Annotated in this window: 31 protein-coding genes and 1 riboswitch; of the genes, 30 read left to right on the forward strand and 1 reads right to left on the reverse strand. The window is 67.4% G+C overall.

Annotation, left to right across the window (positions count from 1 at the left end; translation table 11 throughout):
- Nucleotides 1–32 precede the first annotated feature (32 nt).
- Nucleotides 33–156: riboswitch (TPP riboswitch) on the forward strand.
- Nucleotides 157–381: 225 nt separating this feature from the next.
- The 29 genes from H0X95_RS18375 (at nt 382) to tatC (ending at nt 21,868) form a co-directional block, all read left to right on the forward strand.
- On the forward strand, nt 382–1,518 hold the full coding sequence (locus H0X95_RS18375; RefSeq protein WP_006488532.1) for an FAD-dependent oxidoreductase: 1,137 nt from the start codon (nt 382–384) through the stop codon (nt 1,516–1,518).
- Between the two features lie 32 nt (nt 1,519–1,550).
- Nucleotides 1,551–1,748 (forward strand): sulfur carrier protein ThiS, encoded by a 198-nt coding sequence (gene thiS / locus H0X95_RS18380; RefSeq protein ID WP_006488534.1) that lies wholly within the window; start codon nt 1,551–1,553, stop codon nt 1,746–1,748.
- A 38-nt stretch (nt 1,749–1,786) separates the two neighbouring features.
- Nucleotides 1,787–2,602 (forward strand): thiazole synthase, encoded by an 816-nt coding sequence (locus tag H0X95_RS18385; protein ID WP_006488530.1) that lies wholly within the window; start codon nt 1,787–1,789, stop codon nt 2,600–2,602.
- The gene (thiE, locus tag H0X95_RS18390) at nt 2,599–3,723 is read left to right on the forward strand and encodes a thiamine phosphate synthase (RefSeq protein WP_063889505.1); all 1,125 of its coding nucleotides are present in this window, start codon (nt 2,599–2,601) and stop codon (nt 3,721–3,723) included. The genes H0X95_RS18385 and thiE overlap by 4 nt, the downstream gene beginning before the upstream one ends.
- 84 nt (nt 3,724–3,807) lie before the next feature.
- Nucleotides 3,808–4,629: an ABC transporter ATP-binding protein gene (locus tag H0X95_RS18395; RefSeq protein ID WP_006477138.1), complete on the forward strand. Its 822-nt coding sequence runs from the start codon at nt 3,808–3,810 to the stop codon at nt 4,627–4,629.
- Entirely contained in the window at nt 4,626–5,393 is a 768-nt protein-coding gene (gene mlaE / locus H0X95_RS18400; protein WP_006486220.1) for a lipid asymmetry maintenance ABC transporter permease subunit MlaE, read from the forward strand. Before H0X95_RS18395 ends, mlaE begins: the two co-directional genes overlap by 4 nt.
- Nucleotides 5,394–5,417: 24 nt before the next feature.
- Nucleotides 5,418–5,975, forward strand: a complete 558-nt coding sequence (gene mlaD, locus H0X95_RS18405; protein WP_059723943.1) for an outer membrane lipid asymmetry maintenance protein MlaD — start codon at nt 5,418–5,420, stop codon at nt 5,973–5,975.
- A 31-nt stretch (nt 5,976–6,006) separates the two neighbouring features.
- Nucleotides 6,007–6,969, forward strand: a complete 963-nt coding sequence (locus tag H0X95_RS18410; RefSeq protein WP_020979879.1) for an MlaA family lipoprotein — start codon at nt 6,007–6,009, stop codon at nt 6,967–6,969.
- A gap of 111 nt (nt 6,970–7,080) precedes the next feature.
- Nucleotides 7,081–7,710 (forward strand): MlaC/ttg2D family ABC transporter substrate-binding protein, encoded by a 630-nt coding sequence (locus tag H0X95_RS18415; protein ID WP_012492305.1) that lies wholly within the window; start codon nt 7,081–7,083, stop codon nt 7,708–7,710.
- The gene (locus H0X95_RS18420) at nt 7,707–7,982 is read left to right on the forward strand and encodes an STAS domain-containing protein (RefSeq protein ID WP_006485329.1); all 276 of its coding nucleotides are present in this window, start codon (nt 7,707–7,709) and stop codon (nt 7,980–7,982) included. The genes H0X95_RS18415 and H0X95_RS18420 overlap by 4 nt, the downstream gene beginning before the upstream one ends.
- A gap of 192 nt (nt 7,983–8,174) precedes the next feature.
- Nucleotides 8,175–9,101, forward strand: a complete 927-nt coding sequence (locus H0X95_RS18425; RefSeq protein WP_006485348.1) for an ABC transporter ATP-binding protein — start codon at nt 8,175–8,177, stop codon at nt 9,099–9,101.
- Nucleotides 9,098–9,919, forward strand: coding sequence for an ABC transporter permease (locus tag H0X95_RS18430; protein ID WP_006485346.1), 822 nt, complete (start codon nt 9,098–9,100; stop codon nt 9,917–9,919). The genes H0X95_RS18425 and H0X95_RS18430 overlap by 4 nt, the downstream gene beginning before the upstream one ends.
- Before the next feature lie 53 nt (nt 9,920–9,972).
- Nucleotides 9,973–10,212 carry a BolA family protein gene (locus tag H0X95_RS18435; RefSeq protein WP_006477131.1) on the forward strand — a complete coding sequence of 80 codons (240 nt, stop codon included), beginning with the start codon at nt 9,973–9,975 and terminating at the stop codon, nt 10,210–10,212.
- 14 nt (nt 10,213–10,226) lie between these two features.
- The gene (gene murA, locus H0X95_RS18440) at nt 10,227–11,576 is read left to right on the forward strand and encodes a UDP-N-acetylglucosamine 1-carboxyvinyltransferase (protein ID WP_059723941.1); all 1,350 of its coding nucleotides are present in this window, start codon (nt 10,227–10,229) and stop codon (nt 11,574–11,576) included.
- Nucleotides 11,573–12,226, forward strand: a complete 654-nt coding sequence (gene hisG / locus H0X95_RS18445) for an ATP phosphoribosyltransferase (protein WP_006477129.1) — start codon at nt 11,573–11,575, stop codon at nt 12,224–12,226. The genes murA and hisG overlap by 4 nt, the downstream gene beginning before the upstream one ends.
- A 24-nt stretch (nt 12,227–12,250) precedes the next feature.
- A complete protein-coding gene (gene hisD / locus H0X95_RS18450; protein WP_006494431.1) occupies nt 12,251–13,567 on the forward strand; it encodes a histidinol dehydrogenase in 1,317 nt (438 codons plus the stop codon).
- Nucleotides 13,568–13,664: 97 nt separating this feature from the next.
- Nucleotides 13,665–14,738 carry a histidinol-phosphate transaminase gene (gene hisC, locus H0X95_RS18455; RefSeq protein ID WP_006485351.1) on the forward strand — a complete coding sequence of 358 codons (1,074 nt, stop codon included), beginning with the start codon at nt 13,665–13,667 and terminating at the stop codon, nt 14,736–14,738.
- Between the two features lie 65 nt (nt 14,739–14,803).
- Nucleotides 14,804–15,391 (forward strand): imidazoleglycerol-phosphate dehydratase HisB, encoded by a 588-nt coding sequence (gene hisB / locus H0X95_RS18460; protein WP_006477126.1) that lies wholly within the window; start codon nt 14,804–14,806, stop codon nt 15,389–15,391.
- Nucleotides 15,392–15,452: 61 nt separating this feature from the next.
- Nucleotides 15,453–16,073: a YchE family NAAT transporter gene (locus H0X95_RS18465; protein ID WP_006485349.1), complete on the forward strand. Its 621-nt coding sequence runs from the start codon at nt 15,453–15,455 to the stop codon at nt 16,071–16,073.
- Nucleotides 16,070–16,711 (forward strand): imidazole glycerol phosphate synthase subunit HisH, encoded by a 642-nt coding sequence (gene hisH / locus H0X95_RS18470; protein WP_034201074.1) that lies wholly within the window; start codon nt 16,070–16,072, stop codon nt 16,709–16,711. Before H0X95_RS18465 ends, hisH begins: the two co-directional genes overlap by 4 nt.
- A 163-nt stretch (nt 16,712–16,874) precedes the next feature.
- Nucleotides 16,875–17,630, forward strand: coding sequence for a 1-(5-phosphoribosyl)-5-[(5-phosphoribosylamino)methylideneamino]imidazole-4-carboxamide isomerase (gene hisA, locus H0X95_RS18475; protein ID WP_006477123.1), 756 nt, complete (start codon nt 16,875–16,877; stop codon nt 17,628–17,630).
- 106 nt (nt 17,631–17,736) lie between these two features.
- A complete protein-coding gene (gene hisF / locus H0X95_RS18480; protein WP_006485327.1) occupies nt 17,737–18,510 on the forward strand; it encodes an imidazole glycerol phosphate synthase subunit HisF in 774 nt (257 codons plus the stop codon).
- Nucleotides 18,510–18,926, forward strand: coding sequence for a phosphoribosyl-AMP cyclohydrolase (gene hisI / locus H0X95_RS18485; RefSeq protein WP_006494429.1), 417 nt, complete (start codon nt 18,510–18,512; stop codon nt 18,924–18,926). Before hisF ends, hisI begins: the two co-directional genes overlap by 1 nt.
- Entirely contained in the window at nt 18,923–19,288 is a 366-nt protein-coding gene (locus tag H0X95_RS18490; protein ID WP_006485344.1) for a phosphoribosyl-ATP diphosphatase, read from the forward strand. Before hisI ends, H0X95_RS18490 begins: the two co-directional genes overlap by 4 nt.
- A gap of 70 nt (nt 19,289–19,358) precedes the next feature.
- Nucleotides 19,359–19,751 (forward strand): DUF4870 family protein, encoded by a 393-nt coding sequence (locus H0X95_RS18495; RefSeq protein ID WP_006485332.1) that lies wholly within the window; start codon nt 19,359–19,361, stop codon nt 19,749–19,751.
- Nucleotides 19,752–19,782: 31 nt separating this feature from the next.
- Complete coding sequence (locus H0X95_RS18500) at nt 19,783–20,148, forward strand: histidine triad nucleotide-binding protein (protein WP_006485352.1); 366 nt, start codon at nt 19,783–19,785, stop codon at nt 20,146–20,148.
- Nucleotides 20,149–20,241: 93 nt separating this feature from the next.
- Nucleotides 20,242–20,472 carry a Sec-independent protein translocase subunit TatA gene (tatA, locus tag H0X95_RS18505; RefSeq protein WP_006477115.1) on the forward strand — a complete coding sequence of 77 codons (231 nt, stop codon included), beginning with the start codon at nt 20,242–20,244 and terminating at the stop codon, nt 20,470–20,472.
- 26 nt (nt 20,473–20,498) lie between these two features.
- Nucleotides 20,499–21,038, forward strand: a complete 540-nt coding sequence (gene tatB / locus H0X95_RS18510) for a Sec-independent protein translocase protein TatB (protein WP_058902245.1) — start codon at nt 20,499–20,501, stop codon at nt 21,036–21,038.
- A 41-nt stretch (nt 21,039–21,079) separates the two neighbouring features.
- Complete coding sequence (gene tatC, locus H0X95_RS18515; protein WP_006485341.1) at nt 21,080–21,868, forward strand: twin-arginine translocase subunit TatC; 789 nt, start codon at nt 21,080–21,082, stop codon at nt 21,866–21,868.
- A gap of 209 nt (nt 21,869–22,077) precedes the next feature.
- On the opposite strand, the gene H0X95_RS18520 is transcribed toward tatC, so the two are convergent.
- A complete protein-coding gene (locus tag H0X95_RS18520; protein ID WP_006494427.1) occupies nt 22,078–23,283 on the reverse strand; it encodes a Do family serine endopeptidase in 1,206 nt (401 codons plus the stop codon).
- 21 nt (nt 23,284–23,304) lie between these two features.
- On the opposite strand from H0X95_RS18520, the gene H0X95_RS18525 reads away from it, so the two are divergent.
- Nucleotides 23,305–24,051, forward strand: a complete 747-nt coding sequence (locus H0X95_RS18525; RefSeq protein ID WP_006485336.1) for a Nif3-like dinuclear metal center hexameric protein — start codon at nt 23,305–23,307, stop codon at nt 24,049–24,051.
- The last annotated feature ends 162 nt before the right edge of the window (nt 24,052–24,213 follow it).

Below are 24,213 nucleotides of genomic sequence, written 5' to 3' on the forward strand. Positions count from 1 at the left end.
CGGCGCTTTCCGCTTTTATGGTCTAATGGCCGACGACGAAACAGGGGTGCTTCGTGGCGCGGCCGGCAGATGTTCCGGGCAGCGCGGCGAGGCTGAGAAAGACCCTTCGCACCCGATCCGGGTAATACCGGCGAGGGAAGTTTCTGATCCCGCCGGGCCGCGCTGGCCGCCATCCCATATGGTCAGCGCCCGAGTCCCGCCCGGCCGGCCTTTGCTGCCGGTTTCGTCCTTTTGGGTACGCGCATTGCGCGTTACGGAAGGAATGATGACCGCACAATCTTCAGTCTTTTGCATGGTTCCCGGCCCGATGTCGCGTGCGTTCGCATGCGGTGGCGCGTGCACGTCGACGCTCGTCGCGCGTGACCGCGCGGAGGGCGCGCGATGAACGTCCGGGATGCACGACCCGATTTCGCGGTACTCGGCGGCGGCCTCGTCGGCCGCCTGATCGCGTGGCGGCTCGCGGGTGACGGGCATCGCGTCGCGCTCTACGAGCGCGGCGGGCCGGACGGCGAGCAGTCGGCCGCGTGGATCGCGGCCGCGATGCTCGCGCCGCTCGCGGAAGCGGCGAGCGCGGAGCTGCTGATCACCGAGCTCGGCGCCGCGTCGCTCGCGCGCTGGCCGCAGTGGCTCGCGGAACTGCCCGAACCCGTCTTCTTCCAGCATCGCGGCACGCTCGTCGTCTGGCATCACGCGGACCGCGCGGAGGCGCCGCTGTTCGAGCGGCGCGTGCGCGCGAACGCGCCGGCCGAGTTGTTCGACGGCGGTTTCGTGACGCTGGCCGGTGCGCAGGTCGACGCGGCCGAACCCGCGCTCGCGGGCCGCTTCGCGCGCGGGCTGATGCTGCCGCGCGAAGGCCAGCTCGACAACCGCCAGGCGCTGCGCGCGCTCGCCGCGGGCCTCGCCGAACGCGGCGTCGCGCTGCACTGGCACGCGGCGGTCGACGACGCGAACCTGCCCGCCGCGCATGTCACGATCGATTGTCGCGGGCTCGGCGCGAAACCCGCGCTGCCCGCGTTGCGCGGCATCCGCGGCGAAGTCGCGCGCGTGCACGCGCCCGGCATCGGGCTCACGCGGCCCGTGCGGCTGCTGCATCCGCGCTACCCGCTGTACATCGCACCGAAGCAGGACGATCTCTATGTGATCGGCGCGACCGAGGTGGAGGGCGAGGACATGTCGCCCGTGAGCGTGCGTTCCGCGCTCGAACTGCTGAGCGCGGCGTTCTCCGTGCATCCGGCGTTCGGCGAGGCGCGCATCCTCGAACTCAACGCGCAGTGCCGGCCGACGCTGCCCGATCATCGTCCGGCGGTGATCTGGGACGGCGCATCGACGCTCGCCGTCAACGGCCTGTACCGGCACGGCTTCATGATCGCGCCGGAAGTCGCGCAGGCGGCCGTCGCGTGCGCGCAGGCCGCGCTCGGCGGCACGCTCGGCGATCCCGACGCATTTGCCGCATGGCGCGCCACCGCGCGCTGGCCGACGCTTCTCCATCACCGCAACGACGCGCACCAGCCGGCCTGACGCGCGCCGCCGACCGAATTCGACCCAGCCTCATGGATATCCAGATCAATCAACAGACCCTGACGTTGCCCGACGGCGCGACGGTGGCCGACGCGCTCGCCGCGTACGGCGCGCGTCCGCCGTACGCGGTGGCGCTGAACGGCAATTTCGTCGCGCGTACGCAGCATGCGGCGCGCGCGCTCGCGGCGGGCGACCGGCTCGACGTCGTGCACCCCGTCGCGGGCGGCTGAGCGCCGCCGGTTCGTCCCCGCTCTTCCAGGAAAACGACATGACGTCCCCCACCTCCGCCGACACGCTGACGCTGTACGGCGAAACCTTCGCAAGCCGCGTGCTGCTCGGCACGTCGCGCTATCCGTCGCTGCAGTCGCTGTCCGATTCGATCGCCGCGTCGCGCCCCGGGATGGTGACGGTCGCGCTGCGCCGCCAGATGACGGGCGGCACGGCCGAAGCCGGCTTCTTCGACCTGCTCAAGCGCCACGCGGTGCCGCTGCTGCCGAACACGGCCGGCTGCCAGACCGTCGCCGAAGCCGTGACCACCGCGCACATGGCGCGCGAGGTCTTCGGCACCGACTGGATCAAGCTCGAGCTGATCGGCGACGACTACACGCTGCAGCCCGACCCGGTCGGGCTGATCGATGCCGCCGCGCAACTGGTCAAGGACGGGTTCAAGGTGCTGCCGTACTGCACCGAGGATCTCGTGATCGGCCGGCGCCTGCTCGACGTCGGCTGTGAGGCGCTGATGCCGTGGGGCGCGCCGATCGGCACCGGCAAGGGCGTCGTGAATCCGTACGGCCTGCGCGTGCTGCGCGAACGGCTGCCGGACGTGCCGCTGATCGTCGACGCGGGGCTCGGCGTGCCGTCGCACGCGTGCCAGGTGATGGAGTGGGGTTTCGACGGCGTGCTGCTGAATACGGCCGTGTCGCAGGCGACGCACCCGGAGATCATGGCGCGCGCGTTTGCGCAGGGCGTCGAGGCCGGCCGTGCCGCGTATCTCGCCGGCCCGATGGATGCGCGCGAAACCGCGCACGCGAGCACGCCGGTCGTCGGGATGCCGTTCTGGCACCAGGACGGAGGCGGCGCATGAGCGCGCGCTTCGCCGATGCGTTCTGGCCGCCGGCCGACGAGCTGGCCGAAGCGGCCGAGCGGATTCGCGCGCGGCTCGGCGACTGGCCGGACGGCGCGGCGCCGTGGCGGCTCTGCGTGGCGGCGCCCGACGTGCCGGCCGATGGCGACGTGCTGATCGTGTCGGCCGGCGATCGCGCCGCGCAGGCGCGTGCGTCGGCCGTGTCGCGGCCAGCGTCGCCCGATGCGGTGGCGATCGAATTCGACGAGCGCAGCGCCGTGCTGCATGCGGCGGGCGTGCGCTACGCGCTGGACGCCGCGCATCCGCTCGCGGACGACTGGATCGCGGCGCTTGCCGCATTCCTCGATTGCGGCTTCGCACCGGTCGACGCGCTGGTTCTCGCGCTGGCGTGGCGCGACGGCGACGAGACGCACGCCGCCGACGCATGGCCGGTCGATGCCGAGCGATTCCCGCGCGTCGCCGGGCTGCCGCCCGCGCCGGAGCCGGCGTTCCCGCCGTGCCCCGCGCAACTCGGCCTCTATCCGGTCGTGCCGAGCGCCGAATGGGTCGAACGCGTGCTCGATGGCGGCGCGCGAACCGTGCAATTGCGCGTGAAAGATGCGACGCCGGACGCACTCCGTCAAGAAATCGCGCGCGCGGTCGCGGCCGGGCGCCGCTATCCCGATGCGCGCGTGTTCATCAACGATCACTGGCAGATCGCCGCAGAAGAGGGGGCGTACGGGGTACATCTCGGTCAGGAGGACCTCGAAACGGCCGATCTGGCCGCGATCGCGCGCGCGGGCCTGCGGCTCGGACTGTCGAGCCACGGTTATTACGAGATGTTGCGGGCGCTGCACGAACGGCCGAGCTACCTCGCGCTCGGCCCCGTGTACGCGACCGCGACCAAGGCCGTCGCCGCGCCGCCGCAGGGTTTGGCGCGGATTGCCCGCTACGCGCGCTTCGCCGGCGCGCGGGCGCCGCTGGTCGCGATCGGCGGGGTGGGGCTCGACGCGCTGCCGGCCGTGCTGGCGACGGGCGTCGGCAGCGTCGCGGTGGTCAGCGCGGTCACGGGCGCGGCCGACTATCGGACGGCGCTTATTGCACTGCAGCAGTGCTTTGCCGGACAATTTGACAATCGTTGACCGGAGGGCCCGGAACGGCGTCACGACATCATTCCAATGCAGGCCCTATAATTCGGCGTTCTGCGTAAAAGGACTGTCAGCTCCGTGAGCCCCACTCCTACCGAGACCCTGCTGGAACTTCGCGACGTCGACTTTGGCTACGGCGACCGCCTCGTCCTGTCCAACCTGAACCTGCGCTTCGGGCGCGGGCAGGTCGTCGCGGTCATGGGCGGCTCGGGTTGCGGCAAGACCACCGTGCTGCGCCTGATCGGCGGCCTCGTGCGCGCACGCCGCGGCCAGGTGCTGTTCGACGGCGCCGATGTCGGCGCGCAAACGCGCGACGGGCTGTATGCGTTGCGCCGCAAGATGGGCATGCTGTTCCAGTTCGGCGCGTTGTTTACCGACATGTCGGTGTTCGAGAACGTCGCGTTCGCGCTGCGCGAACATACCGATCTGCCCGAAGACCTGATCCGCGACCTCGTGCTGATGAAGCTCAACGCGGTCGGGCTGCGCGGCGCGCGCGACCTGATGCCGTCCGAGGTGTCGGGCGGGATGGCGCGCCGCATCGCGCTGGCACGCGCGATCGCGCTCGATCCGCAGCTCATCATGTACGACGAGCCGTTCGCGGGCCTCGATCCGATCTCGCTCGGCATCACCGCGAACCTGATCCGCACGCTGAACCAGGCGCTCGGCGCGACGTCGATCCTCGTCACGCACGACGTGCCGGAATCGTTCGCGATCGCCGATTACGTGTATTTTCTGGCCAATGGCGGCGTGCTCGCGCAGGGTACGCCCGACGAGCTGCGCGCGTCGACCGATCCGAGCGTGCGGCAATTCATCGACGGCGCGCCGGACGGCCCGTTCAAATTTCATTACACGAGCCCGCCGCTCGCGGCGGATTTCGGGCTCGGCGGAGGGCGCGCATGATCAGCGCGATCGGACGTTACGTCATCGGCGGCCTCGAGCGTGCGGGCTACGGCACGCGCCTGTTCGTGCGCCTCGTGCTGGAATTCTTCCCGCTGCTGCGCCGGCCGCGGCTGGTCACGAAGCAGATCCACTTCCTCGGCAACTATTCGTTCGTGATCATCGCCGTGTCGGGGCTGTTCGTCGGCTTCGTGCTCGGGCTGCAGGGCTATTACACGCTGAACCGCTACGGTTCCGAGCAGGCGCTCGGCCTGCTGGTCGCGCTGTCGCTCGTGCGCGAGCTCGGGCCGGTCGTCACCGCGCTGCTGTTCGCGGGCCGCGCGGGCACGTCGCTCACGGCCGAGATCGGCCTGATGAAGGCCGGCGAGCAGCTCACCGCGCTCGAGATGATGGCGGTCGACCCGATCAAGAACGTGATCGCGCCGCGCATGTGGGCGGGCATCATCGCGATGCCGCTGCTGGCCGCGATCTTCAACGCGGTCGGCGTGCTCGGCGGTTATTTCGTCGGCGTCGTGCTGATCGGCGTCGATCCGGGCGCGTTCTGGTCGCAGATGCAGGGCGGGGTCCAGGTCTGGGCCGACGTCGGCAACGGCGTGATCAAGAGCATCGTGTTCGGCTTCGCCGTGACCTTCATTGCGCTGTACCAGGGGTATGAAGCGAAGCCCACGCCCGAGGGCGTGTCGCGCGCGACCACCAAGACGGTCGTGTTCGCGTCGCTCGCCGTACTCGGCCTCGATTTCCTGCTGACCGCGCTGATGTTCAGCTAAGCCTCAGCCAAGCCAAATTTTGGGATGACGATGAAAAAGACTGCTCTCGACTTCTGGGTCGGCCTGTTCGTGGTGGTGGGCTTCCTTGCGGTGCTGTTCCTGGCGCTGAAGGTCGGCAACATGAGCTCGCTGTCGTTTCAGCCGACCTACTCGGTGAGAATGAAATTCGACAATATCGGCGGACTGAAGCCGCGCGCGGCCGTGAAGAGCGCCGGCGTCGTGGTCGGCCGCGTGAAGTCGATCGGCTTCGACACGAACACGTACCAGGCGCTCGTCACGATCGACGTCGACGGCCAGTACCAATTCCCGAAGGATTCGTCGGCGAAGATCCTGACGTCGGGCCTGCTCGGCGAGCAATATATCGGCCTCGATCCGGGCGGCGACACCGAAATGCTGAAGGCGGGCGATACGATCACGATGACGCAATCGGCGATCGTGCTCGAGAACCTGATCGGCCAGTTCCTGTACAGCAAGGCCGCCGATGCGGGCGGTGCGAAGCCGGCGGCCGGCGCATCGGCCGCGCCTGCGCCTGCGCCGGTGGCGGTGCCGGCGTCGGCGGTGTCCGGTTCAGCCGGCCAATAACCACACGAGAGAAAACAAGAGGGTAATGACCATGCACACGATCCGCATCAGGCACGCCGCGCTGGCGGTAGCGGCAGTCGCCGCGTTGAGCGGCTGCGCGACCGTGCAGACGCCGACCAAGGGCGATCCGCTCGAAGGCTTCAACCGGACGATGTACAAGTTCAACGACACGGTCGACACGTACGCGCTGAAACCGGTCGCGAAGGGCTACCAGTACGTGGTGCCGCAGCCGGTGCGCGACAGCGTGACGAACTTCTTCTCGAACATCGGCGACGTCTACATCGCGGCGAACAACATCGTGCAACTGCGCATCGCGGACGGCGTCGGCGACATCATGCGCGTCGTGATCAACACGGTGTTCGGCGTCGGCGGTCTGTTCGACGTCGCGACGATCGCGAAGCTGCCGAAGCACACGGCCGACTTCGGGATCACGATGGGCCGCTACGGCATGCCGTCGGGCCCGTATCTCGTGCTGCCGCTGCTCGGCCCGAGCACGCTGCGCGACACGGCCGGCCTCGGCGTCGACTACGTCGGCAACCCGCTTACCTACGTGAAGCCGGATGGCCTGAGCTGGGGCCTGTTCGGCGTGAACCTCGTCAACACGCGTGCGAACCTGCTCGGCGCGGGCGACGTGCTGGACGCCGCGGCGCTCGACAAGTATTCGTTCGTGCGCAACGCGTACCTGCAGCGCCGTCAGGCGCTGATCAGCAACGCCCGCGGCGAGGCCGCCGTAACGTCGAACAACGACGCGCTGCCGAAGTACGACCTGCCGGAAGACGGCGCGGCACCGGCGGCAGCCGGCGCGGCCGGTACCGCGGGTGCGGCGGCGGTGGGCGGTGCGGCGCCGGCGGGCGCATCGGGCGCGGCGGTTGCTGCGCCGGCGTCGGGCACGGCCGAATCGCCGAACCCGGCCAGCGAGACGAACGTGCCGGCGATGCAGGTGGCGCCGCCGTCGCCGGGCGGGTTCCGGTTCCCGAGCATCCGGCTGCACTGACGGACTTACATTCGTTACAGCCGGAAACGATTCAGTCGGTAGCGTACGCGAACTTGCGCGTAAGCTACCTGCTCCAACCTTCGCATCGACTCATTCATGCAGGCCACTATGATGAAAAAACTGTTCCTGATCCCCGTTTTCGCGGCGCTGTTCTCGTTCGGCAGCGCAGCTCACGCGCAAGTCGACCAGTCGAACCCGCAGGCGCTGATCAAGACGGCGACCCAGCAGGTGCTCGACGAAGTCAAGCAGCAGACGATCAAGCAGGGCGACACCAACCGCATCATCTCGATCGTCAACAAGGACATCCTGCCGTACACCGATTTTCGCCGCACCACGCAGCTCGCGATGGGCCGCAACTGGCGCACGGCGACGGCCGAGCAGCAACAGCAGGTTCAGGAGCAGTTCAAGCTGCTGCTGATCCGCACGTATTCGGGCGCGCTCGCGCAGCTGAAGCCGGACCAGCAGATCCAGTACCCGCCGTTCCGCGCGGATCCGGCCGATACCGACGTCGTGGTCAAGACGGTCGCGATGAACAACGGCCAGCCGGTCCAGATCGACTACCGCCTGTACAAGACGGCGAACGGCTGGAAGGTGTATGACCTGAACGTGCTCGGCGCATGGCTGATCCAGACCTACCAGCAGCAGTTCAACGAGAAGATCCAGCAAAGCGGCGTGGAAGGGCTGATCCAGTTCCTGACGCAGCGCAACCAGCAACTTGCCGCCGGCAAGCAAGCGTCGTGAGCGGCTTCGAAGCCGGCTCCTCGCTGACCGTCGCGAGCGCGAAGTCCGCGCTCGCGGCCGGTCTTGCGCGCATCGGTGCGGGCGCAACCGCCGTCGATTGCGCGGCGCTGACGCAGTTCGACTCGTCCGCGCTCGCCGTGCTGCTCGCATGGCAACGTGCCGCCAAAGCGCGCGGCGCGACCCTCGACATCCTCAATCTCCCTCCGAAGCTCGCCAGCCTCGCGCACGCCTACGGCGTCGACGCGCTCATCGAAGGCACCGGGCGACATTGACCCTGTCCGACCGAAGCCTGCCGCGCCAGCCGGCGCGCGCACGCTTCAGGCCGCGCGCCCTCGGCGCCGGCTCCCCCAGCCGGTTTGCCCTATAATCAAGCGTTTTGCGGGGCAGCCAATCGGCGTCCGGCCCCCATTTTCTTTCGCAGCAAGCACAGAATAGGCGTCGCGGCCCTGGCGTCGCGCACAGTCATGTCAGCCATAGAAATCCGTCACGTCAAGAAGCGCTACAAGTCGCTTCAGGCGCTCAAGGGCGTCAGCCTGTCGGTCGAGGAAGGCGAGTTTTTCGGTCTGCTCGGCCCCAACGGCGCAGGCAAGACCACGCTCATCAGTATCCTCGCCGGGCTCGCCCGGGCCGACGAAGGCAGTATCTCGGTGCGCGGTCACGACGTCGTCCAGGACTTCCGCAATGCGCGCCGCGCGCTCGGCGTCGTGCCGCAGGAACTCGTTTTCGACCCGTTCTTCACCGTCCGCGAGACGCTGCGGATCCAGTCCGGCTACTTCGGGCTGCGCCGCAACGACGACTGGATCGATGAAGTGATGGCCAATCTCGATCTCACCGAGAAAGCCGACGCGAACATGCGCGCGCTGTCGGGCGGGATGAAGCGCCGCGTGCTCGTCGCGCAGGCGCTCGTGCACCGGCCGCCGGTGATCGTGCTCGACGAGCCGACCGCCGGCGTCGACGTCGAATTGCGCCAGACGCTGTGGAAATTCATCTCGCGCCTGAACCGCGAGGGTCACACGATCGTGCTGACCACCCATTACCTCGAGGAAGCCGAGTCGCTGTGCGACCGCATCGCGATGCTGCGCCGGGGCGAAGTCGTCGCGCTCGACCGCACCGACGCGCTGCTGCGCCGGTTCGCGGGCCTGCAACTGTACCTGCGGTTCGCGACCGGTGCGCTGCCGGCCGAGCTGCGCGGGCTGGAGACCGATCCGGCCGCGCGCGCGCCGGGCGAGCACCTGCTGCGTCTCGGGAGCTACGACGAGGTCGAACGCATCCTCGCGCAATGCCGCGCGGCCGGTTGCACGTTCGACGAGATCGAGGTCCGCAAGGCCGACCTCGAGGATGTGTTCGTCCAGGTGATGAACGGGGCCGAGGTGATCGAGGGGCTGGCATGAATCAACACTCCCCACGCGAACTGCGTTCGCTGACGTCCGAGGGGACGGCCCGGCGCGTGCCGGGAAGCGGGTTTCGCACGCTGTTCTACAAGGAACTGCTGCGTTTCTGGAAGGTGTCGTTCCAGACGGTGCTCGCGCCGATCGTCACCGCGCTGCTGTATCTGACGATCTTCGGCCACGCGCTGTCGGGCCGCGTCGAGGTCTATCCGGGCGTCGAGTACGTGAGCTTTCTCGTGCCGGGCCTCGTGATGATGAGCGTGCTGCAGAACGCGTTCGCGAACAGCTCGTCGTCGCTGATCCAGTCGAAGATCACCGGCAACCTCGTGTTCATGCTGCTGCCGCCGCTGTCGTACCGCGACATCTTCGGCGCGTACGTGCTCGCGTCCGTGGTGCGCGGGCTCGCGGTCGGCACCGGCGTGTTCGTCGTGACGATCTGGTTTATCCCGATGCACTTCGCGGCGCCGCTGTTCATCATTGCGTTCGCGCTGCTCGGCTCGGCGATCCTCGGCACGCTCGGCCTGATCGCCGGGATCTGGGCCGAGAAGTTCGACCAGCTCGCCGCGTTCCAGAACTTCCTGATCATGCCGCTGACGTTCCTGTCCGGCGTGTTCTATTCGACGCACTCGCTGCCGCCCGTGTGGCGCGAAGTGTCGCGTCTCAACCCGTTTTTCTACATGATCGACGGCTTCCGTTTCGGGTTCTTCGGCGCGTCCGACATCAACCCGTTCGCGAGCCTCGCGATCGTCACCGGTTTCTTCGTGCTGCTCGCGCTGATCGCGATGCGGCTGCTCGCGACCGGCTACAAACTGCGTCATTGATATCGTCAGGCCGCGGCCGCCCAAGGCGGCGCGCGCCACAGGAGCCTTACACCATGTTGCCGACTCCCGAACAGGTCAAGCAATACATCGCCGGCGGTCTCGCCTGCACGCATCTGGAAGTCGAAGGCGACGGCCAGCATTTCTTCGCGACGATCGTGTCGGCGGCCTTCGAGGGCAAGCGGCCGATCCAGCGGCACCAGCTCGTCTATGCGGCGCTCGGCGATCGCATGAAGCAGGAAATTCACGCGCTCAGCATGAAGACGCTGACGCCCGCCGAATGGCAGAACGCATAAACGGAAATCACTGAGTGCAAGTCACCGTCAACGAGCGCGACGCCGTCCAGAGCGTCGCCACGGCACACCCGGCCGCCAACGGGGAATCGCAGGGACAGGGGATGGACAAACTCGCGATCGAAGGCGGTCGCCGCCTGTCCGGCGAGATCGTCGTGTCGGGCGCGAAGAACGCCGCGCTGCCGATCCTGTGCGCGGGTCTGCTCACCGCCGACCCGGTCGATCTCGACAACGTGCCGAACCTGAAGGACGTGCGCACGACGCTGAAGGTGCTGAACCAGATGGGCGTGAAGAGCGAGACCGACGGCTACCGCGTGCAGCTCGACGCGTCGCGCGTCGACAACCTCGTCGCGCCGTACGAGCTCGTGAAGACGATGCGCGCGTCGATCCTCGTGCTCGGGCCGCTGCTCGCGCGTTTCGGCGAGGCGAAGGTGTCGCTGCCGGGCGGCTGCGCGATCGGCGCGCGACCGGTCGACCAGCACATCAAGGGCCTGCAGGCGATGGGCGCCGAAATCAGCATCGAGCACGGCTTCATCGAGGCGCGCGCGAAGCGCCTGAAGGGCGCGCGCATCGTGACCGACATGATCACGGTGACGGGCACGGAAAACCTGCTGATGGCCGCGACGCTCGCCGACGGCGAGACGGTGATCGAAAACGCCGCGCGCGAGCCGGAAGTGAGCGATCTCGCACACTTGCTGGTCGCGATGGGCGCGAAAATCGACGGCATCGGCACCGATCGCCTCGTGATCCAGGGCGTCGAGCGGCTGCACGGCGCGCGTCATTCGGTGATCCCCGACCGGATCGAGGCCGGCACGTTCCTGTGCGCGGTCGCGGCGGCCGGCGGCGACGTGATGCTGACGGGCGTGCGCCCGCACATCCTCGACGCGGTGATCGACAAGCTGCGCGAAGCCGGCGTGTCGATCGAGGAAGGCGACAGCTGGCTGCGCGTGAAGATGGATCGCCGCCCGTCGGCGGTGACGATCCGCACGTCGGAATACCCGGCGTTCCCGACCGACATGCAGGCGCAGTTCATGGCCCTCAATACGGTCGCGACGGGCACCGCGCAGGTCGTCGAGACCATTTTCGAGAACCGCTTCATGCATGTGCAGGAGCTGAACCGGCTCGGCGCGAACATCACGATCGACGGCAACACGGCGCTCGTGACGGGCGTCGACAAGCTGTCGGGCGCGAACGTGATGGCGACCGACCTGCGTGCGTCGGCGAGCCTCGTGATCGCCGGGCTGCGCGCCGACGGCGAAACGCTCGTCGACCGCATCTATCACCTAGACCGCGGCTACGACCGCATGGAAGCCAAACTGACCGCCGTCGGCGCGAACGTGCGCCGCCTTTCCGGGAGCCAAGCATGACCGCGCCGCTGACCCTCGCCCTGTCGAAGGGCCGGATTTTCGAGGAAACCCTGCCGCTGCTGGCCGCCGCCGGCGTGCAGGTGGCCGAGGACCCGGAAACGTCGCGCAAGCTGATCCTGCCGACGACCGATCCGAACCTGCGCGTGATCATCGTGCGCGCGAGCGACGTGCCGACCTACGTCGAATACGGCGCGGCCGATTTCGGCGTGGCCGGCAAGGACGTGCTGGTCGAGCACGGCGGCTCGGGCCTGTACCAGCCGATCGATCTGAACATTGCGCGCTGCCGGATGTCGGTGGCCGTGCCGGCCGGCTTCGACTACGCGAACGCAGTGCGCCAGGGCGCGCGCCTGCGGGTCGCGACCAAATACGTCGAAACGGCGCGCGAACACTTTGCCGCGAAGGGCGTGCACGTCGACCTGATCAAGCTGTACGGCTCGATGGAGCTCGCGCCGCTGGTCGGGCTGGCCGACGCGATCGTCGACCTCGTCAGCTCGGGCGGCACGCTGAAGGCGAACAATCTGGTCGAGGTCGAGGAGATCATGGCGATCTCGTCGCGCCTCGTCGTGAACCAGGCCGCGCTGAAACTGAAGCGCGCGGCGCTCAAGCCGATCCTCGACGCGTTCGAACGCGCGTCGCAGAATGGCGGTTGAGCGCATCACCGTAACGGAACTCCCATGTCCATCACCATCCGCAAGCTCGATTCGACGAACGAAGGCTTCGGCGCCGCGCTGCGCGCCGTGCTCGCGTTCGAGGCGAGCGAAGACGAAGCGATCGAGCAATCGGTCGCGAAGATCCTCGCCGACGTGAAGTCGCGCGGCGACGCCGCGGTGCTCGAGTACACGAACCGCTTCGACCGGCTGAGCGCGAACAGCGTCGCCGCGCTCGAATTGCCGCAGGATGCGCTGCAGACGGCGCTCGACGGCCTCGCGCCGAAGGCGCGCGCGGCGCTGGAAGCGGCCGCGGCGCGGGTGCGCGCGTACCACGAGAAGCAGAAGATCGAGTGCGGCACGCATAGCTGGCAGTACACGGAAAGCGACGGCACGGTGCTCGGCCAGAAGGTCACGCCGCTCGACCGCGTCGGCCTGTACGTGCCGGGCGGCAAGGCCGCGTATCCGTCGTCGGTGCTGATGAACGCGATTCCCGCGCGCGTCGCGGGGGTCGGCGAGATCGTGATGGTCGTGCCGACGCCGGACGGCGTGAAGAACGACCTCGTGCTGGCCGCAGCGCTGCTCGGCGGCGTCGATCGCGTGTTCACGATCGGCGGCGCGCAGGCGGTCGGCGCGCTCGCATACGGCACCGAGACGGTGCCGGCCGTCGACAAGATCTGCGGCCCCGGCAACGCGTACGTCGCGTCGGCGAAGCGCCGCGTGTTCGGCACGGTCGGCATCGACATGATCGCCGGGCCGTCGGAAATCCTCGTGCTGTGCGACGGCACGACCGATCCGAACTGGGTCGCGATGGACCTGTTCTCGCAGGCCGAGCACGACGAACTCGCGCAGTCGATCCTGCTGTGCCCGGACGGTGCGTTCCTCGATCGCGTCGAAAAGGCGATCGACGAGCTGCTGCCGACGATGCCGCGCCAGGACGTGATCCGCGCGTCGCTCGAGGGCCGCGGCGCACTGATCAAGGTGCGCGACATGGCCGAGGCGTGCCGGATCGCCAACGACATCGCGCCGGAACACCTCGAAATCTCGGCGCTGGAGCCGCAGCAATGGGGCCAGCAGATCCGCCACGCGGGCGCGATCTTCCTCGGCCGCTACACGAGCGAGAGCCTCGGCGACTACTGCGCGGGCCCGAACCACGTGCTGCCGACGTCGCGCACCGCGCGCTTCTCGTCGCCGCTCGGCGTGTACGACTTCATCAAGCGCTCGAGTCTGATCGAGGTCAGCGCGGAAGGCGCGCAGACGCTCGGCGAGATCGCGTCCGAGCTCGCTTACGGCGAAGGACTGCAGGCGCACGCAAGGAGCGCCGAGTTCCGGATGAAGGGCTGACCGCGCATTTTTGGAGCGGGCAGGAGACGAGTGCAGGGCGGCAGCCGCCGCCCTGCCGACCCTTTGACGCCGGCGCGACGCACGCCGGCTTGAGACCATGACGACGCCACAAGACATCATCCGCCGCGACGTGCTCGCGATGACCAGCTATCCGGTGCCGGACGCGAGCGGGTTCGTGAAGCTCGACGCGATGGAGAACCCGTATCCGCTGCCGGCGCCGCTCGCCGCGGCGCTCGGCGAGCGGCTCGCGCAGGTCGCGCTGAACCGCTACCCGGCGCCGCGCCCGGCCGCGCTGCTCGACAAGCTGCGCCACGCGATGCGCGTGCCGGCCGGCTGCGACGTGCTGCTCGGCAACGGTTCCGACGAAATCATCAGCATGATCTCGGTCGCGTGCGCGCAGCCGGGCGCGAAGGTGCTCGCACCGGTGCCGGGCTTCGTGATGTACGAACTGTCGGCGAAGTTCGCGCAGCTCGAATTCGTCGGCGTGCCGCTGCAGGCCGACCTGACGCTCGACGTCGACGCGATGCTCGCGGCGATCGCCGAGCACCGGCCGGCGATCGTCTATCTCGCGTACCCGAACAACCCGACCGGCACGCTGTACGACGATGCCGACGTCGAACGGATCGTCGCGGCCGCGCGCCACAGCCTGATCGTGATCGACGAGGCGTACCAGCCGTTCGCCGAGCGTTCGTGGCTGCCGCGCGCCGCCGAGTTCGACAACGTCGTCGTGATGCGCACGGTGTCGAAGCTCGGCCTCGCGGGCATCCGCCTCGGCTATCTCGTCGGCTTGCCCGCGTGGCTGAACGAGTTCGACAAGGTGCGCCCGCCGTACAACATCAACGTGCTGACCCAGGCGACCGCCGATTTCCTGCTCGACCACCTCGACGTGCTCGACGCGCAGGCGGCCGAATTGCGTGCGGAGCGCGCGCGCCTCGCGCAGGCGGTGGCCGCGCTGCCCGGGGCGACGGTGTTCCCGAGCGCCGGCAATTTCCTGCTGGTACGTGTGCCGGACGCGGCTGCCGTGTTCGATGCGCTGCTCACCGAGCGGGTGCTGGTCAAAAACGTGAGTAAAATGCATCCATTACTGGCCGAATGCGTGCGGCTGACCGTCGGTTCTCCCGACGAAAACGCCCGCCTGCTGGCCGCCTTGAAACTCGCGCTGCCCGGTTGAGCCCAGGGCGCGGCGGCGCGCGACGATCAATCCCCATTTACATCAGACTCGATCAAGGAATTGCCATGCGTGTGGCGGAAGTCGTTCGCAATACCAGCGAAACGCAGATCCGTGTGAAGCTCGATCTCGACGGCACCGGCCAGCAGAAGCTGGCCACCGGCGTGCCGTTTCTCGACCATATGCTCGACCAGATCGCGCGACACGGTCTGGTCGATCTCGAGGTCGAAGCGCATGGCGACACGCATATCGACGATCACCACACGGTCGAGGATGTCGGCATCACGCTCGGTCAGGCCGTCGCGAAGGCGATCGGCGACCGCAAGGGCATCCGTCGCTACGGCCATTCGTACGTGCCGCTCGACGAGGCGCTGTCGCGCGTCGTGATCGACTTCTCGGGCCGGCCGGGCCTCGAATTCCACGTGCCGTTCACGCGCGCGCGGATCGGCACGTTCGACGTCGACCTGTCGATCGAGTTCTTCCGCGGTTTCGTGAACCACGCGGGCGTCACGCTGCACATCGACAACCTGCGCGGAATCAACGCGCACCACCAGCTCGAGACGGTGTTCAAGGCCTTCGGCCGGGCGCTGCGCGCGGCGGTGGAGCTCGACGAGCGGGCGGCGGGGCAGATTCCGTCGACGAAAGGCAGCCTCTGAACGTCCGGACGGACTGCGCTCGGGACAACCTCACGGCTTCGGCGCGCGGCGCCGGCTTGCGATGGATCTGCTCAAATCGTTCATTTCGCTGCTCGCGCTGATCAATCCGGTGGGCGCGGTGCCGTTCTTCCTGAGCCTGACGGCGCAGCAGACGGACGACGAGCGGCGGCGCACGATCCGGATCGCATCGGTGTCGGTGTTCTGCGTGATGACGGTGACCGCGCTGCTCGGGCAGCAGATCATCAACTTCTTCGGCATTTCGGTCGGATCGCTCGAAGTGGGCGGCGGGATCATCATGCTGCTGATGGCGATCAACATGCTGAACGCGCAGATCGGCAACACCCGATCGACGCCGGAGGAGCGCCACGAAGCCGAGCTGAAGGACAACATCGCGGTCGTGCCGCTGGCGATTCCGCTGCTCACGGGCCCCGGCTCGATCAGCACGGTGATCATCTATGCGGCGAACGCGCATCACTGGTATGAGCGGGCCGGACTGGTCGCGATCGGCGCGGTCCTGGCTTTTCTGTGTTTCGTCGCGATGCGGCTCGCCGAGCCGATCGCGAACTGGATCGGCCGCACCGGCATCAACATCGCCACGCGGCTGATGGGTCTGATGCTGTCGGCGCTGGCGGTGGAATTCATCGTCAATGGACTGAGGGCGCTACTGCCTGCACTGAGATGAAAACTTCGATTGCGATTGTGGATTATGGGATGGGCAACCTGCGCTCGGTCGCGCAGGCGCTCAGGAAGGCCGAACCGGCCGCCGACGTGGCGATCGTCGACACGCCGGCCGCGATTCGCGCGGCCGACCGCGTCGTGCTGCCCGGCCAGGGTGCGATGCCGGACTGCATGCGCTGCCTCGGCGAATCGGGCCTGCAGGAGGCCGTGATCGAGGCGTCGCGCACGAAGCCGCTGCTCGGCGTATGCGTCGGCGAGCAGATGCTGTTCGACTGGAGCGCGGAAGGCGACACGAAGGGCCTCGGCCTCCTGCCCGGCAAGGTCGTGCGTTTCGAGCTCGACGGCCGCGTGCAGGACGACGGCTCGCGCTTCAAGGTGCCGCAGATGGGCTGGAACCGCGTGCGCCAGGCGCAGCCGCACCCGCTGTGGGACGGCGTGCCCGACGACGCGTATTTCTACTTCGTGCACAGCTATTACGTGACGCCGGACAACCCGGCGCACACGGTCGGCGAAACGGCCTACGGCGCGCCGTTTACGTCCGCGGTCGCGCGGGACAACCTCTTCGCGACCCAATTCCACCCGGAGAAAAGCGCGGAGGTCGGGTTGCGTCTGTATCGCAACTTCGTACACTGGAAACCGTAAACGTGGTGCGCGAGCCACAGTCGCCCTGGCCGAAAGGCCTGTCGCACGGGGCTTGCCCGCCTAAGCGCCGAAAGAGTTGTACTAAACTAGCGAGACGGCGCGGCACCGGTTTGGCCGGTACGCGCCGGATTCTTTTCTTTTTCCACGACGACACCCGATTGCTATGTTGCTGATTCCGGCCATCGACCTCAAAGACGGTCAGTGTGTGCGCCTCAAACAGGGCGATATGGACCAGGCCACGATTTTTTCCGAGGACCCGGCGGCGATGGCCCGCAAGTGGGTCGATCTCGGCGCCCGGCGGCTCCATCTCGTCGACCTGAACGGCGCATTCGCCGGCAAGCCGAAGAATCTCGAGGCGATCGAAGCGATCCTCGACGAAGTCGGCGACGAAATTCCCGTCCAGCTCGGCGGCGGCATCCGCAGCCTCGAGACGATCGAGAAGTATCTCGACGCCGGCCTGTCCTACGTGATCATCGGCACGGCGGCCGTGAAGAACCCGGGCTTCCTGCAGGACGCGTGCACCGCGTTCTCCGGCAGCATCATCGTCGGGCTGGACGCGAAGGACGGCAAGGTCGCGACCGACGGCTGGAGCAAGCTGACCGGTCACGAGGTGATCGATCTCGCGAAGAAGTTCGAGGATTACGGCGTCGAATCGATCGTCTACACGGACATCGGCCGCGACGGGATGCTGCAGGGCATCAACATCGACGCGACCGTGAAGCTCGCGCAGGCGGTCGGCATCCCGGTGATCGCCAGCGGTGGCCTGTCGAACCTCACGGACATCGAGAGCCTGTGCGAAGTGGAAGAGCACGGCGTCGAAGGCGTGATCTGCGGCCGTGCGATCTACTCCGGCGATCTCGATTTCGCGGCCGCGCAAAAGCGCGCGGACGAACTGAACGGCGAACTCGACAACGCGTAACCGCGGTTGTCCCGTTCGCCGGGGCTGCCCGCAGGCGGCCCCGACCGGAAGCCTCGCGCGAGGCTTCCGCAACCGGCCGTCCCAGCGCGGCATTTGGCGCAACATCATGGCTCTAGCTAAACGCATCATCCCCTGCCTGGACGTGACCGCCGGGCGTGTCGTCAAGGGCGTCAATTTCGTCGAGCTGCGCGACGCCGGCGACCCCGTCGAAATCGCCCGCCGCTACGACGACCAGGGTGCCGACGAACTGACCTTCCTCGACATCACCGCGACGTCCGACCAGCGCGACCTGATCCTGCCGATCATCGAAGCCGTTGCGTCGCAGGTGTTCATTCCGCTGACCGTCGGCGGTGGCGTGCGCGCCGTCGAGGACGTGCGGCGCCTGCTGAACGCGGGCGCGGACAAGGTCAGCATGAATTCGTCGGCGGTCGCGAACCCGCAGCTCGTGCGCGACGCGGCCGACAAGTACGGCTCGCAGTGCATCGTCGTCGCGATCGATGCGAAGCGCGTGTCGGCCGACGGCGAGGCGCCGCGCTGGGAAGTGTTCACGCACGGCGGCCGCAAGAACACGGGCCTCGACGCGATCGAATGGGCGCGCAAGATGGCCGAACTCGGCGCCGGCGAGATCCTGCTCACGAGCATGGACCGCGACGGCACGAAGTCGGGCTTCGACCTCGCGCTCACGCGCGGCGTGTCGGATGCGGTGCCGGTGCCGGTGATCGCGTCGGGCGGCGTCGGTTCGCTGCAGCACCTGGCCGACGGCATCAAGGACGGCCGCGCCGACGCGGTGCTGGCCGCGAGCATCTTCCACTACGGCGAGCACACGGTCGGCGAGGCGAAGCGCTTCATGTCCGACCAGGGCATCGCGGTGAGGCTGTGATGAATACGGAAACGAAATCCCTGCCCGCGTGGCTCGACAAGGTCCGCTGGGACGACAACGGCCTCGTGCCGGTGATCGCGCAGGAAGCGTCGACCAACGACGTGCTGATGTTCGCGTGGATGAATCGCGAGGCGCTCGCGAAGACGGTCGAGACGCAGCGCGCGGTCTACTATTCGCGTTCGCGCAAGCGCCTGTGGTTCAAGGGCGAGGAATCGGGCCACGTGCAGCACGTGCACGAAGTGCGGCTCGACTGCGACGAAGACGTCGTGCTGCTGAAGGTCGAGCAGGTGTCGGGCATCGCATGCCACACCGGCCGGCATTCGTGCTTCTTCCAGAAATTCGAAGGCAACGTGGACAGCGGCGACTGGGTCGCGGTCGAACCGGTGCTGAAAGACCCCGAACACATCTACAAATGACGCAATCGACCGAAGACACGCTGCTGCGCCTCGCGGCGGTGATCGATAGCCGCAAGGGCGGCGACCCCGACCAATCGTACGTGTCGCGCCTGTTCCACAAGGGCGACGACGCGGTGCTGAAGAAGATCGGCGAAGAGGCGACGGAAGTCGTGCTGGCCGCGAAGGACGTGCGCCAGGGCGGCGCGCCGACCGCGCTCGTCGGCGAGGTGGCCGACCTGTGGTTCCACTGCCTCGTGATGCTGTCGCATTTCGACCTGAGCCCGGCTGACGTGATCGCCGAACTCGAGCGTCGCGAAGGCTTGTCGGGCATCGAGGAAAAGGCGCTGCGCAAGCGTCGCGAGCGCGAGGAAAACGGCGGGTGACGGGCATGCCCCGCCGCGGTGGCAACAGTGCGGTAAGCTGTAAGAATTGTCATCTAACGGGGGTAGCATCATGAACGATACGTCGAACCAGTTTCCGACGCCGGCGGTGCCGGGAGCCGCGGATGCCGAACGCCTGAACGGGCTGCGCACGCTGACCCACGTGCTGTACGGCCTCTATGCGATTCACTGGCTGACGGGTGGCGTCACGGGCATCATCGCGATCATCATCAACTACGTGAAGCGCGGCGACGTGGCCGGCACGCCGTACGCCGATCACTTCGAGTGGCAGATCCGCACGTTCTGGCGCGCGCTGATCGCATACGTGATCGGCATCGCGCTGCTGTTCGTGGGGGTGGGATTCGTGATCATGTTTGTCACATGGATTTGGACGCTGTACCGTATCATCAAGGGTTGGCTGTACCTGAACGACAACAAGGCGCTCGATCCGCAGGCATGGTTCTGACCGGCCGCGCGCGGGCGTCTGCAGGAGCAACATGAGTCACGATCCGAATTGCCTGTTCTGCAAGATCGCGGCAGGCGAGATCCCGAGCACGAAGGTGCACGAGGACGACGAATTCGTCGCGTTCCGCGACATCCGCCCGGCGGCCGACACGCACGTGCTCGTGATTCCGCGCCAGCACCTGCCGACGCTGTCGGCGGCGAGCGACGCCGATGCGCCGATGCTCGGCCGGCTGATGCTGCTCGTCGCGCGTCTGGCCGACCAGCTCGGCGTCGCGTATACGGGCGGCGAAACCGGTTTCCGTACGGTGATCAACACGGGCCCGGGCGGCGGGCAGGAGGTCTACCACCTGCACGCGCATATCCTGGCCGGCCCGCGCCCGTGGCAGCGAATGGGTTGACGCAGCGGGGCGTTTCCCCGCATCGATAGTCGAAGCCGGCGTGCCGCCGGCGATTTGCGCCGCGACGCGGCGTGGTTGAGGAGAGGTTTCATCATGGGTGGATTGAGCATTTGGCACTGGCTGATCGTGCTGCTGATCGTCGCGCTGGTTTTCGGTACGAAGAAGCTGCGCAACATCGGCAACGACCTCGGCAGCGCCGTGAAGGGTTTCAAGGACGGCATGAAGGAAGGCGAAACGCCGGCGGATGCGCAGCAACTGCCGCGTTCGGGTGCGGTCGACGTCAACGCGAAGGAAACGACGCGTTCCGATTCGAACAAGGCGTAACGCCGGCACGCTGACAGGCATTCGCGATGCTGGATCTCGGTCTTTCGAAGATGGCGCTGATCGGCGTCGTCGCGCTCGTGGTGCTCGGCCCCGAGCGCCTGCCGCGCGTCGCGCGCACGGCAGGCGCGCTGTTCGGCCGCGCGCAGCGGTACATCAACGACGTGAAGGCCGAGGTCTCGCGCGAAATCGAACTCGACGCGCTGCGGACGATGAAGACCGATTTCGAATCGGCCGCGCGCAATGTCGAGACGACGATTCACGACAACTTGCGCGAGCACGAGAAGGCACTGAACGACACGTGGCATTCCGCGGTCGGCGGTCTTGACGGGGCTGCCGGCGACGCCGGGTCCGTCGGCTCCGCTGGTTCCGATACGCCCGCGGCGCCGTCGTGGCGCGGCAGTTCGGCCGCGCTTGCGCCGAAGCGTCGCAACTGGCGCATCAAGCAGGCGGCGGCGCCCGTCTGGTACAAGCGCGCGACGACCCGTCGCACGCACGTGCAGTCGGGCGCCGCGCGTGTCGCGCGTCATCAGCCGGCCAGCCTGCGCCGGCCGACGCGCTTCTTCTGAGTCGAGCGCATGCTCGCTCGTCAATCCTACCGAGGGCCGGTGTGAGCGACCCCCAGCAGAACCCGGGCGACGCCCCGGAAGAAACCTTCATTTCCCATCTCGTCGAGCTTCGCGATCGCATCATTCGCGCGGGGTTGGCCGTGATCGTCGTGTTCCTCGGGCTCGTCTACTGGGCGCCGGACATCTTCAAGCTGCTCGCGCGGCCGCTGATGGACAACCTGCCGAAAGACGGCAAGATGATCGTCACCGACGTCACCGGCTCGTTCTTCGTGCCGATGAAGGTCACGATGCTCGTCGCGCTCGTGATCGCGCTGCCGATCGTGCTGTACCAGATCTGGGCGTTCGTCGCGCCGGGGCTGTACCAGCACGAGAAGAAGCTCGTCGCGCCGCTCGTCGGCAGCAGCTACTTCCTGTTCCTGTGCGGGATGGCGTTCGCGTACTTCCTCGTGTTCCCGACGATCTTCCGCGTGATGGCGCACTACAACGCGCCGCTCGGGGCCGAGATGACGACCGACATCGACAACTACCTGAGCTTCGTGCTCGGGATGTTCATCGCGTTCGGGGTCACGTTCGAGGTGCCGATCGTCGTCGTGCTGCTCGTCCGGATGGGCGTGCTGTCCCTGAAGAAGCTGAAGGAGATGCGGCCGTACGTGATCGTCGGCGCATTCGTGGTCGCGGCGGTCGTCACGCCGCCAGACGTGTTTTCGCAACTGATGCTGGCGCTGCCGCTCGTCGTGCTGTTCGAGATCGGGCTGCTGGCCGCACGGTTCTTCGTGCCGAAGAAGCCGGCCGAAGAGGGCGAGGCGGGGAACGGCGAAGCCGCGGGTTGACGGCGCGGCGCCGGGCGGCTTTCCGGTCAAGCTGGAGGGGCCGGTACCTGCTGCGGTTGGCTCCGGCCAGCGCGTGCCCACGCCGCCTTCGCGGCACCCGACATCGTTTTGAAGCAAAGCAAAAGGGCAGCCAGCCGGCTGCCCTTTTCCATTTCCGCGGCGCATCACGACGCGTCGCAACCGGCAGGCGGCGCGCCGCCTGCCCAGCCTCATTCGCTATCGCTGTCCTGCTCGTCGAGCGTCTGCTTCGGCGGCGGCGGGCGCTTGCCGATCACGACGTTCACGTCGAACTGCTTGCCCTTGCGTACGACGTGCACCTTGGTCGGTGTGCCCGGCTTGATCTGCGCGACGACGTTCAGCAGCTTCGTGGTGTCGGTGATGTCCTCGCCGTTGACGCTCACCAGGATGTCGCCCGGCTTGATGCCGGCCTTGTCGGCCGGGCCGCCCTGCAGCACGCCCGCGACGATCGCGCCCGATTTCTGCTGGAGCCCGAACGACTCGGCGATCTCCGGCGTGACGTCCTGCGGCTCGACGCCGATCCAGCCGCGCGTGACCGAGCCCGTCGTGATGATGCTTTCGAGCACCGTGCGCGCGGTCGAAACCGGAATCGCGAAACCGATGCCGAGCGAGCCGCCGGAGCGCGAGTAGATCGCCGTGTTGATGCCGAGCAGGTTGCCGTTCACGTCGACCAGCGCGCCGCCGGAGTTGCCGGGGTTGATCGGCGCGTCGGTCTGGATGAAGTTCTCGAACGTGTTGATGCCGAGGTGGTTGCGGCCGAGCGCGCTGATGATCCCCATCGTGACCGTCTGGCCGACGCCGAACGGGTTGCCGATCGCAAGCACGACGTCGCCGACGCGCGACTGGTCGGAGCGGCCGAGCGTGATCGTCGGCAGGTTCGTCATGTTGATCTTGAGCACGGCGAGATCGGTTTCGGGATCGCTGCCGATCACCTTCGCGGTGGCCGTGCGGCCGTCGGCGAGCGCGACTTCGATCTGGTCGGCGCCGTCCACGACGTGCTGGTTCGTTAGAATGTAACCTTCCGGGCTCACGATAACGCCCGAGCCGAGGTTGGCGGCCGGCTCGTCCTGCTGCTTGCGGGCGTTGCGGTCGCCGAAGAAGTAACGGAACAGCGGATCCTTCGCGCGCGGGTCGGGCGGCAGCGAGCCGTCCTTGCTGGAGAACACGTTGACGACGGCCGGCATCGCCTTCTGCGCGGCTTCGGCATACGACGTGGTCGCCGGTGCGCCGCCGATGCCCGGCGCGACTTCCCGCAGCGCGACGATCGGCGTGGCAAGCTGCTTGCCGAGCTGTCCTTGCCGTTGCAGCCATTGCGGCTTGAGCGTCACGACGATGAACATCAGCGCGAGCAGTACGGTCACCGCCTGCGCGAAGAACAGCCAGAAGCGTCTAAGCATCTGAATGGATTAGAGGTTTATATGGATCGGATCGAACTTGAATTGTACTTGAACAATACCCTTGAAACCGCGCGCTTCAAGGACTATTGCCCGAACGGCCTGCAGGTCGAGGGGCGCCGCAAGATCGAGAAGATCGCCACCGGCGTGACGGCGTCGGTCGCCTTCCTCGAAGCCGCGCTCGAATGGGGTGCGGATGCCGTGCTCGTCCATCACGGCTATTTCTGGCGCAACGAGGCGCCGCAGATCACCGGCCGCAAGTATCAGCGCCTGAAGCTGCTGCTCGCGAACGACCTGAACCTGTTCGCGTTCCACCTGCCGCTCGACGCGCATCCCGAATTCGGCAACAACGCGCAGCTCGGCGAAAAGCTCGGCCTGATCGGCGAGCAGCGGTTCGGCGAAGGCGATCTCGGCTGGATGGCGACGCTGCCGATGCCCGTCACGCTCGAGCACTTCGTCGCGAAGGTCGAGAACACGCTGGGCCGCACGCCGCTCGTGCTCGGCGATCCGGACACGCAGTTGCGCCGCATCGCGTGGTGCACGGGCGCCGCGCAGAGCTATTTCGACGCGGCGATCGACGCCGGCGCGGACGTGTTCCTGACCGGCGAGGTGTCCGAGTCGACCACCCACGCGGCGGCGGAGAGCGGCGTCGCGTTCGTTGCGGCGGGGCACCATGCGACCGAGCGCTACGGGATCCAGGCGCTTGGGCGCCACTTGTCCGAAGAATTCGATCTCGAACACCTTTTTATCGATATTCATAATCCGGTCTGAGCACCGGATTTGCGGCAGTGCATCGAAATTTCACAATGTAGCATCCGCTTAAAAGTGAAATGATTTAATCGCTCCGATAGTGCGGGATAACCCTTAACTATCAATCACTTCGAAGGGATTTTCATCTCCGGGCCTTGTAAATGGCGACTCCATTCGAGCAAA

Origin of the sequence: Burkholderia sp. 9779_493, assembly GCF_015712215.1 — a bacterium.
GTDB classification, from domain to species: domain Bacteria; phylum Pseudomonadota; class Gammaproteobacteria; order Burkholderiales; family Burkholderiaceae; genus Burkholderia; species Burkholderia cenocepacia.

Bases quoted from the DNA above. Each gene is read 5' to 3' on its own strand.
- H0X95_RS18375 (WP_006488532.1), top strand. From the start codon at position 382: ATGAACGTCCGGGATGCACGACCCGATTTCGCGGTACTCGGCGGCGGC.
- thiS (WP_006488534.1), top strand. From the start codon at position 1,551: ATGGATATCCAGATCAATCAACAGACCCTGACGTTGCCCGACGGCGCG.
- H0X95_RS18385 (WP_006488530.1), top strand. From the start codon at position 1,787: ATGACGTCCCCCACCTCCGCCGACACGCTGACGCTGTACGGCGAAACC.
- thiE (WP_063889505.1), top strand. From the start codon at position 2,599: ATGAGCGCGCGCTTCGCCGATGCGTTCTGGCCGCCGGCCGACGAGCTG.
- mlaE (WP_006486220.1), top strand. From the start codon at position 4,626: ATGATCAGCGCGATCGGACGTTACGTCATCGGCGGCCTCGAGCGTGCG.
- mlaD (WP_059723943.1), top strand. From the start codon at position 5,418: ATGACGATGAAAAAGACTGCTCTCGACTTCTGGGTCGGCCTGTTCGTG.
- H0X95_RS18410 (WP_020979879.1), top strand. From the start codon at position 6,007: ATGCACACGATCCGCATCAGGCACGCCGCGCTGGCGGTAGCGGCAGTC.
- H0X95_RS18415 (WP_012492305.1), top strand. From the start codon at position 7,081: ATGAAAAAACTGTTCCTGATCCCCGTTTTCGCGGCGCTGTTCTCGTTC.
- H0X95_RS18425 (WP_006485348.1), top strand. From the start codon at position 8,175: ATGTCAGCCATAGAAATCCGTCACGTCAAGAAGCGCTACAAGTCGCTT.
- H0X95_RS18430 (WP_006485346.1), top strand. From the start codon at position 9,098: ATGAATCAACACTCCCCACGCGAACTGCGTTCGCTGACGTCCGAGGGG.
- H0X95_RS18435 (WP_006477131.1), top strand. From the start codon at position 9,973: ATGTTGCCGACTCCCGAACAGGTCAAGCAATACATCGCCGGCGGTCTC.
- hisG (WP_006477129.1), top strand. From the start codon at position 11,573: ATGACCGCGCCGCTGACCCTCGCCCTGTCGAAGGGCCGGATTTTCGAG.
- hisD (WP_006494431.1), top strand. From the start codon at position 12,251: ATGTCCATCACCATCCGCAAGCTCGATTCGACGAACGAAGGCTTCGGC.
- hisC (WP_006485351.1), top strand. From the start codon at position 13,665: ATGACGACGCCACAAGACATCATCCGCCGCGACGTGCTCGCGATGACC.
- hisB (WP_006477126.1), top strand. From the start codon at position 14,804: ATGCGTGTGGCGGAAGTCGTTCGCAATACCAGCGAAACGCAGATCCGT.
- H0X95_RS18465 (WP_006485349.1), top strand. From the start codon at position 15,453: ATGGATCTGCTCAAATCGTTCATTTCGCTGCTCGCGCTGATCAATCCG.
- hisH (WP_034201074.1), top strand. From the start codon at position 16,070: ATGAAAACTTCGATTGCGATTGTGGATTATGGGATGGGCAACCTGCGC.
- hisA (WP_006477123.1), top strand. From the start codon at position 16,875: ATGTTGCTGATTCCGGCCATCGACCTCAAAGACGGTCAGTGTGTGCGC.
- hisF (WP_006485327.1), top strand. From the start codon at position 17,737: ATGGCTCTAGCTAAACGCATCATCCCCTGCCTGGACGTGACCGCCGGG.
- hisI (WP_006494429.1), top strand. From the start codon at position 18,510: ATGAATACGGAAACGAAATCCCTGCCCGCGTGGCTCGACAAGGTCCGC.
- H0X95_RS18490 (WP_006485344.1), top strand. From the start codon at position 18,923: ATGACGCAATCGACCGAAGACACGCTGCTGCGCCTCGCGGCGGTGATC.
- H0X95_RS18495 (WP_006485332.1), top strand. From the start codon at position 19,359: ATGAACGATACGTCGAACCAGTTTCCGACGCCGGCGGTGCCGGGAGCC.
- H0X95_RS18500 (WP_006485352.1), top strand. From the start codon at position 19,783: ATGAGTCACGATCCGAATTGCCTGTTCTGCAAGATCGCGGCAGGCGAG.
- tatA (WP_006477115.1), top strand. From the start codon at position 20,242: ATGGGTGGATTGAGCATTTGGCACTGGCTGATCGTGCTGCTGATCGTC.
- tatB (WP_058902245.1), top strand. From the start codon at position 20,499: ATGCTGGATCTCGGTCTTTCGAAGATGGCGCTGATCGGCGTCGTCGCG.
- H0X95_RS18520 (WP_006494427.1), bottom strand. From the start codon at position 23,283: ATGCTTAGACGCTTCTGGCTGTTCTTCGCGCAGGCGGTGACCGTACTG.
- H0X95_RS18525 (WP_006485336.1), top strand. From the start codon at position 23,305: ATGGATCGGATCGAACTTGAATTGTACTTGAACAATACCCTTGAAACC.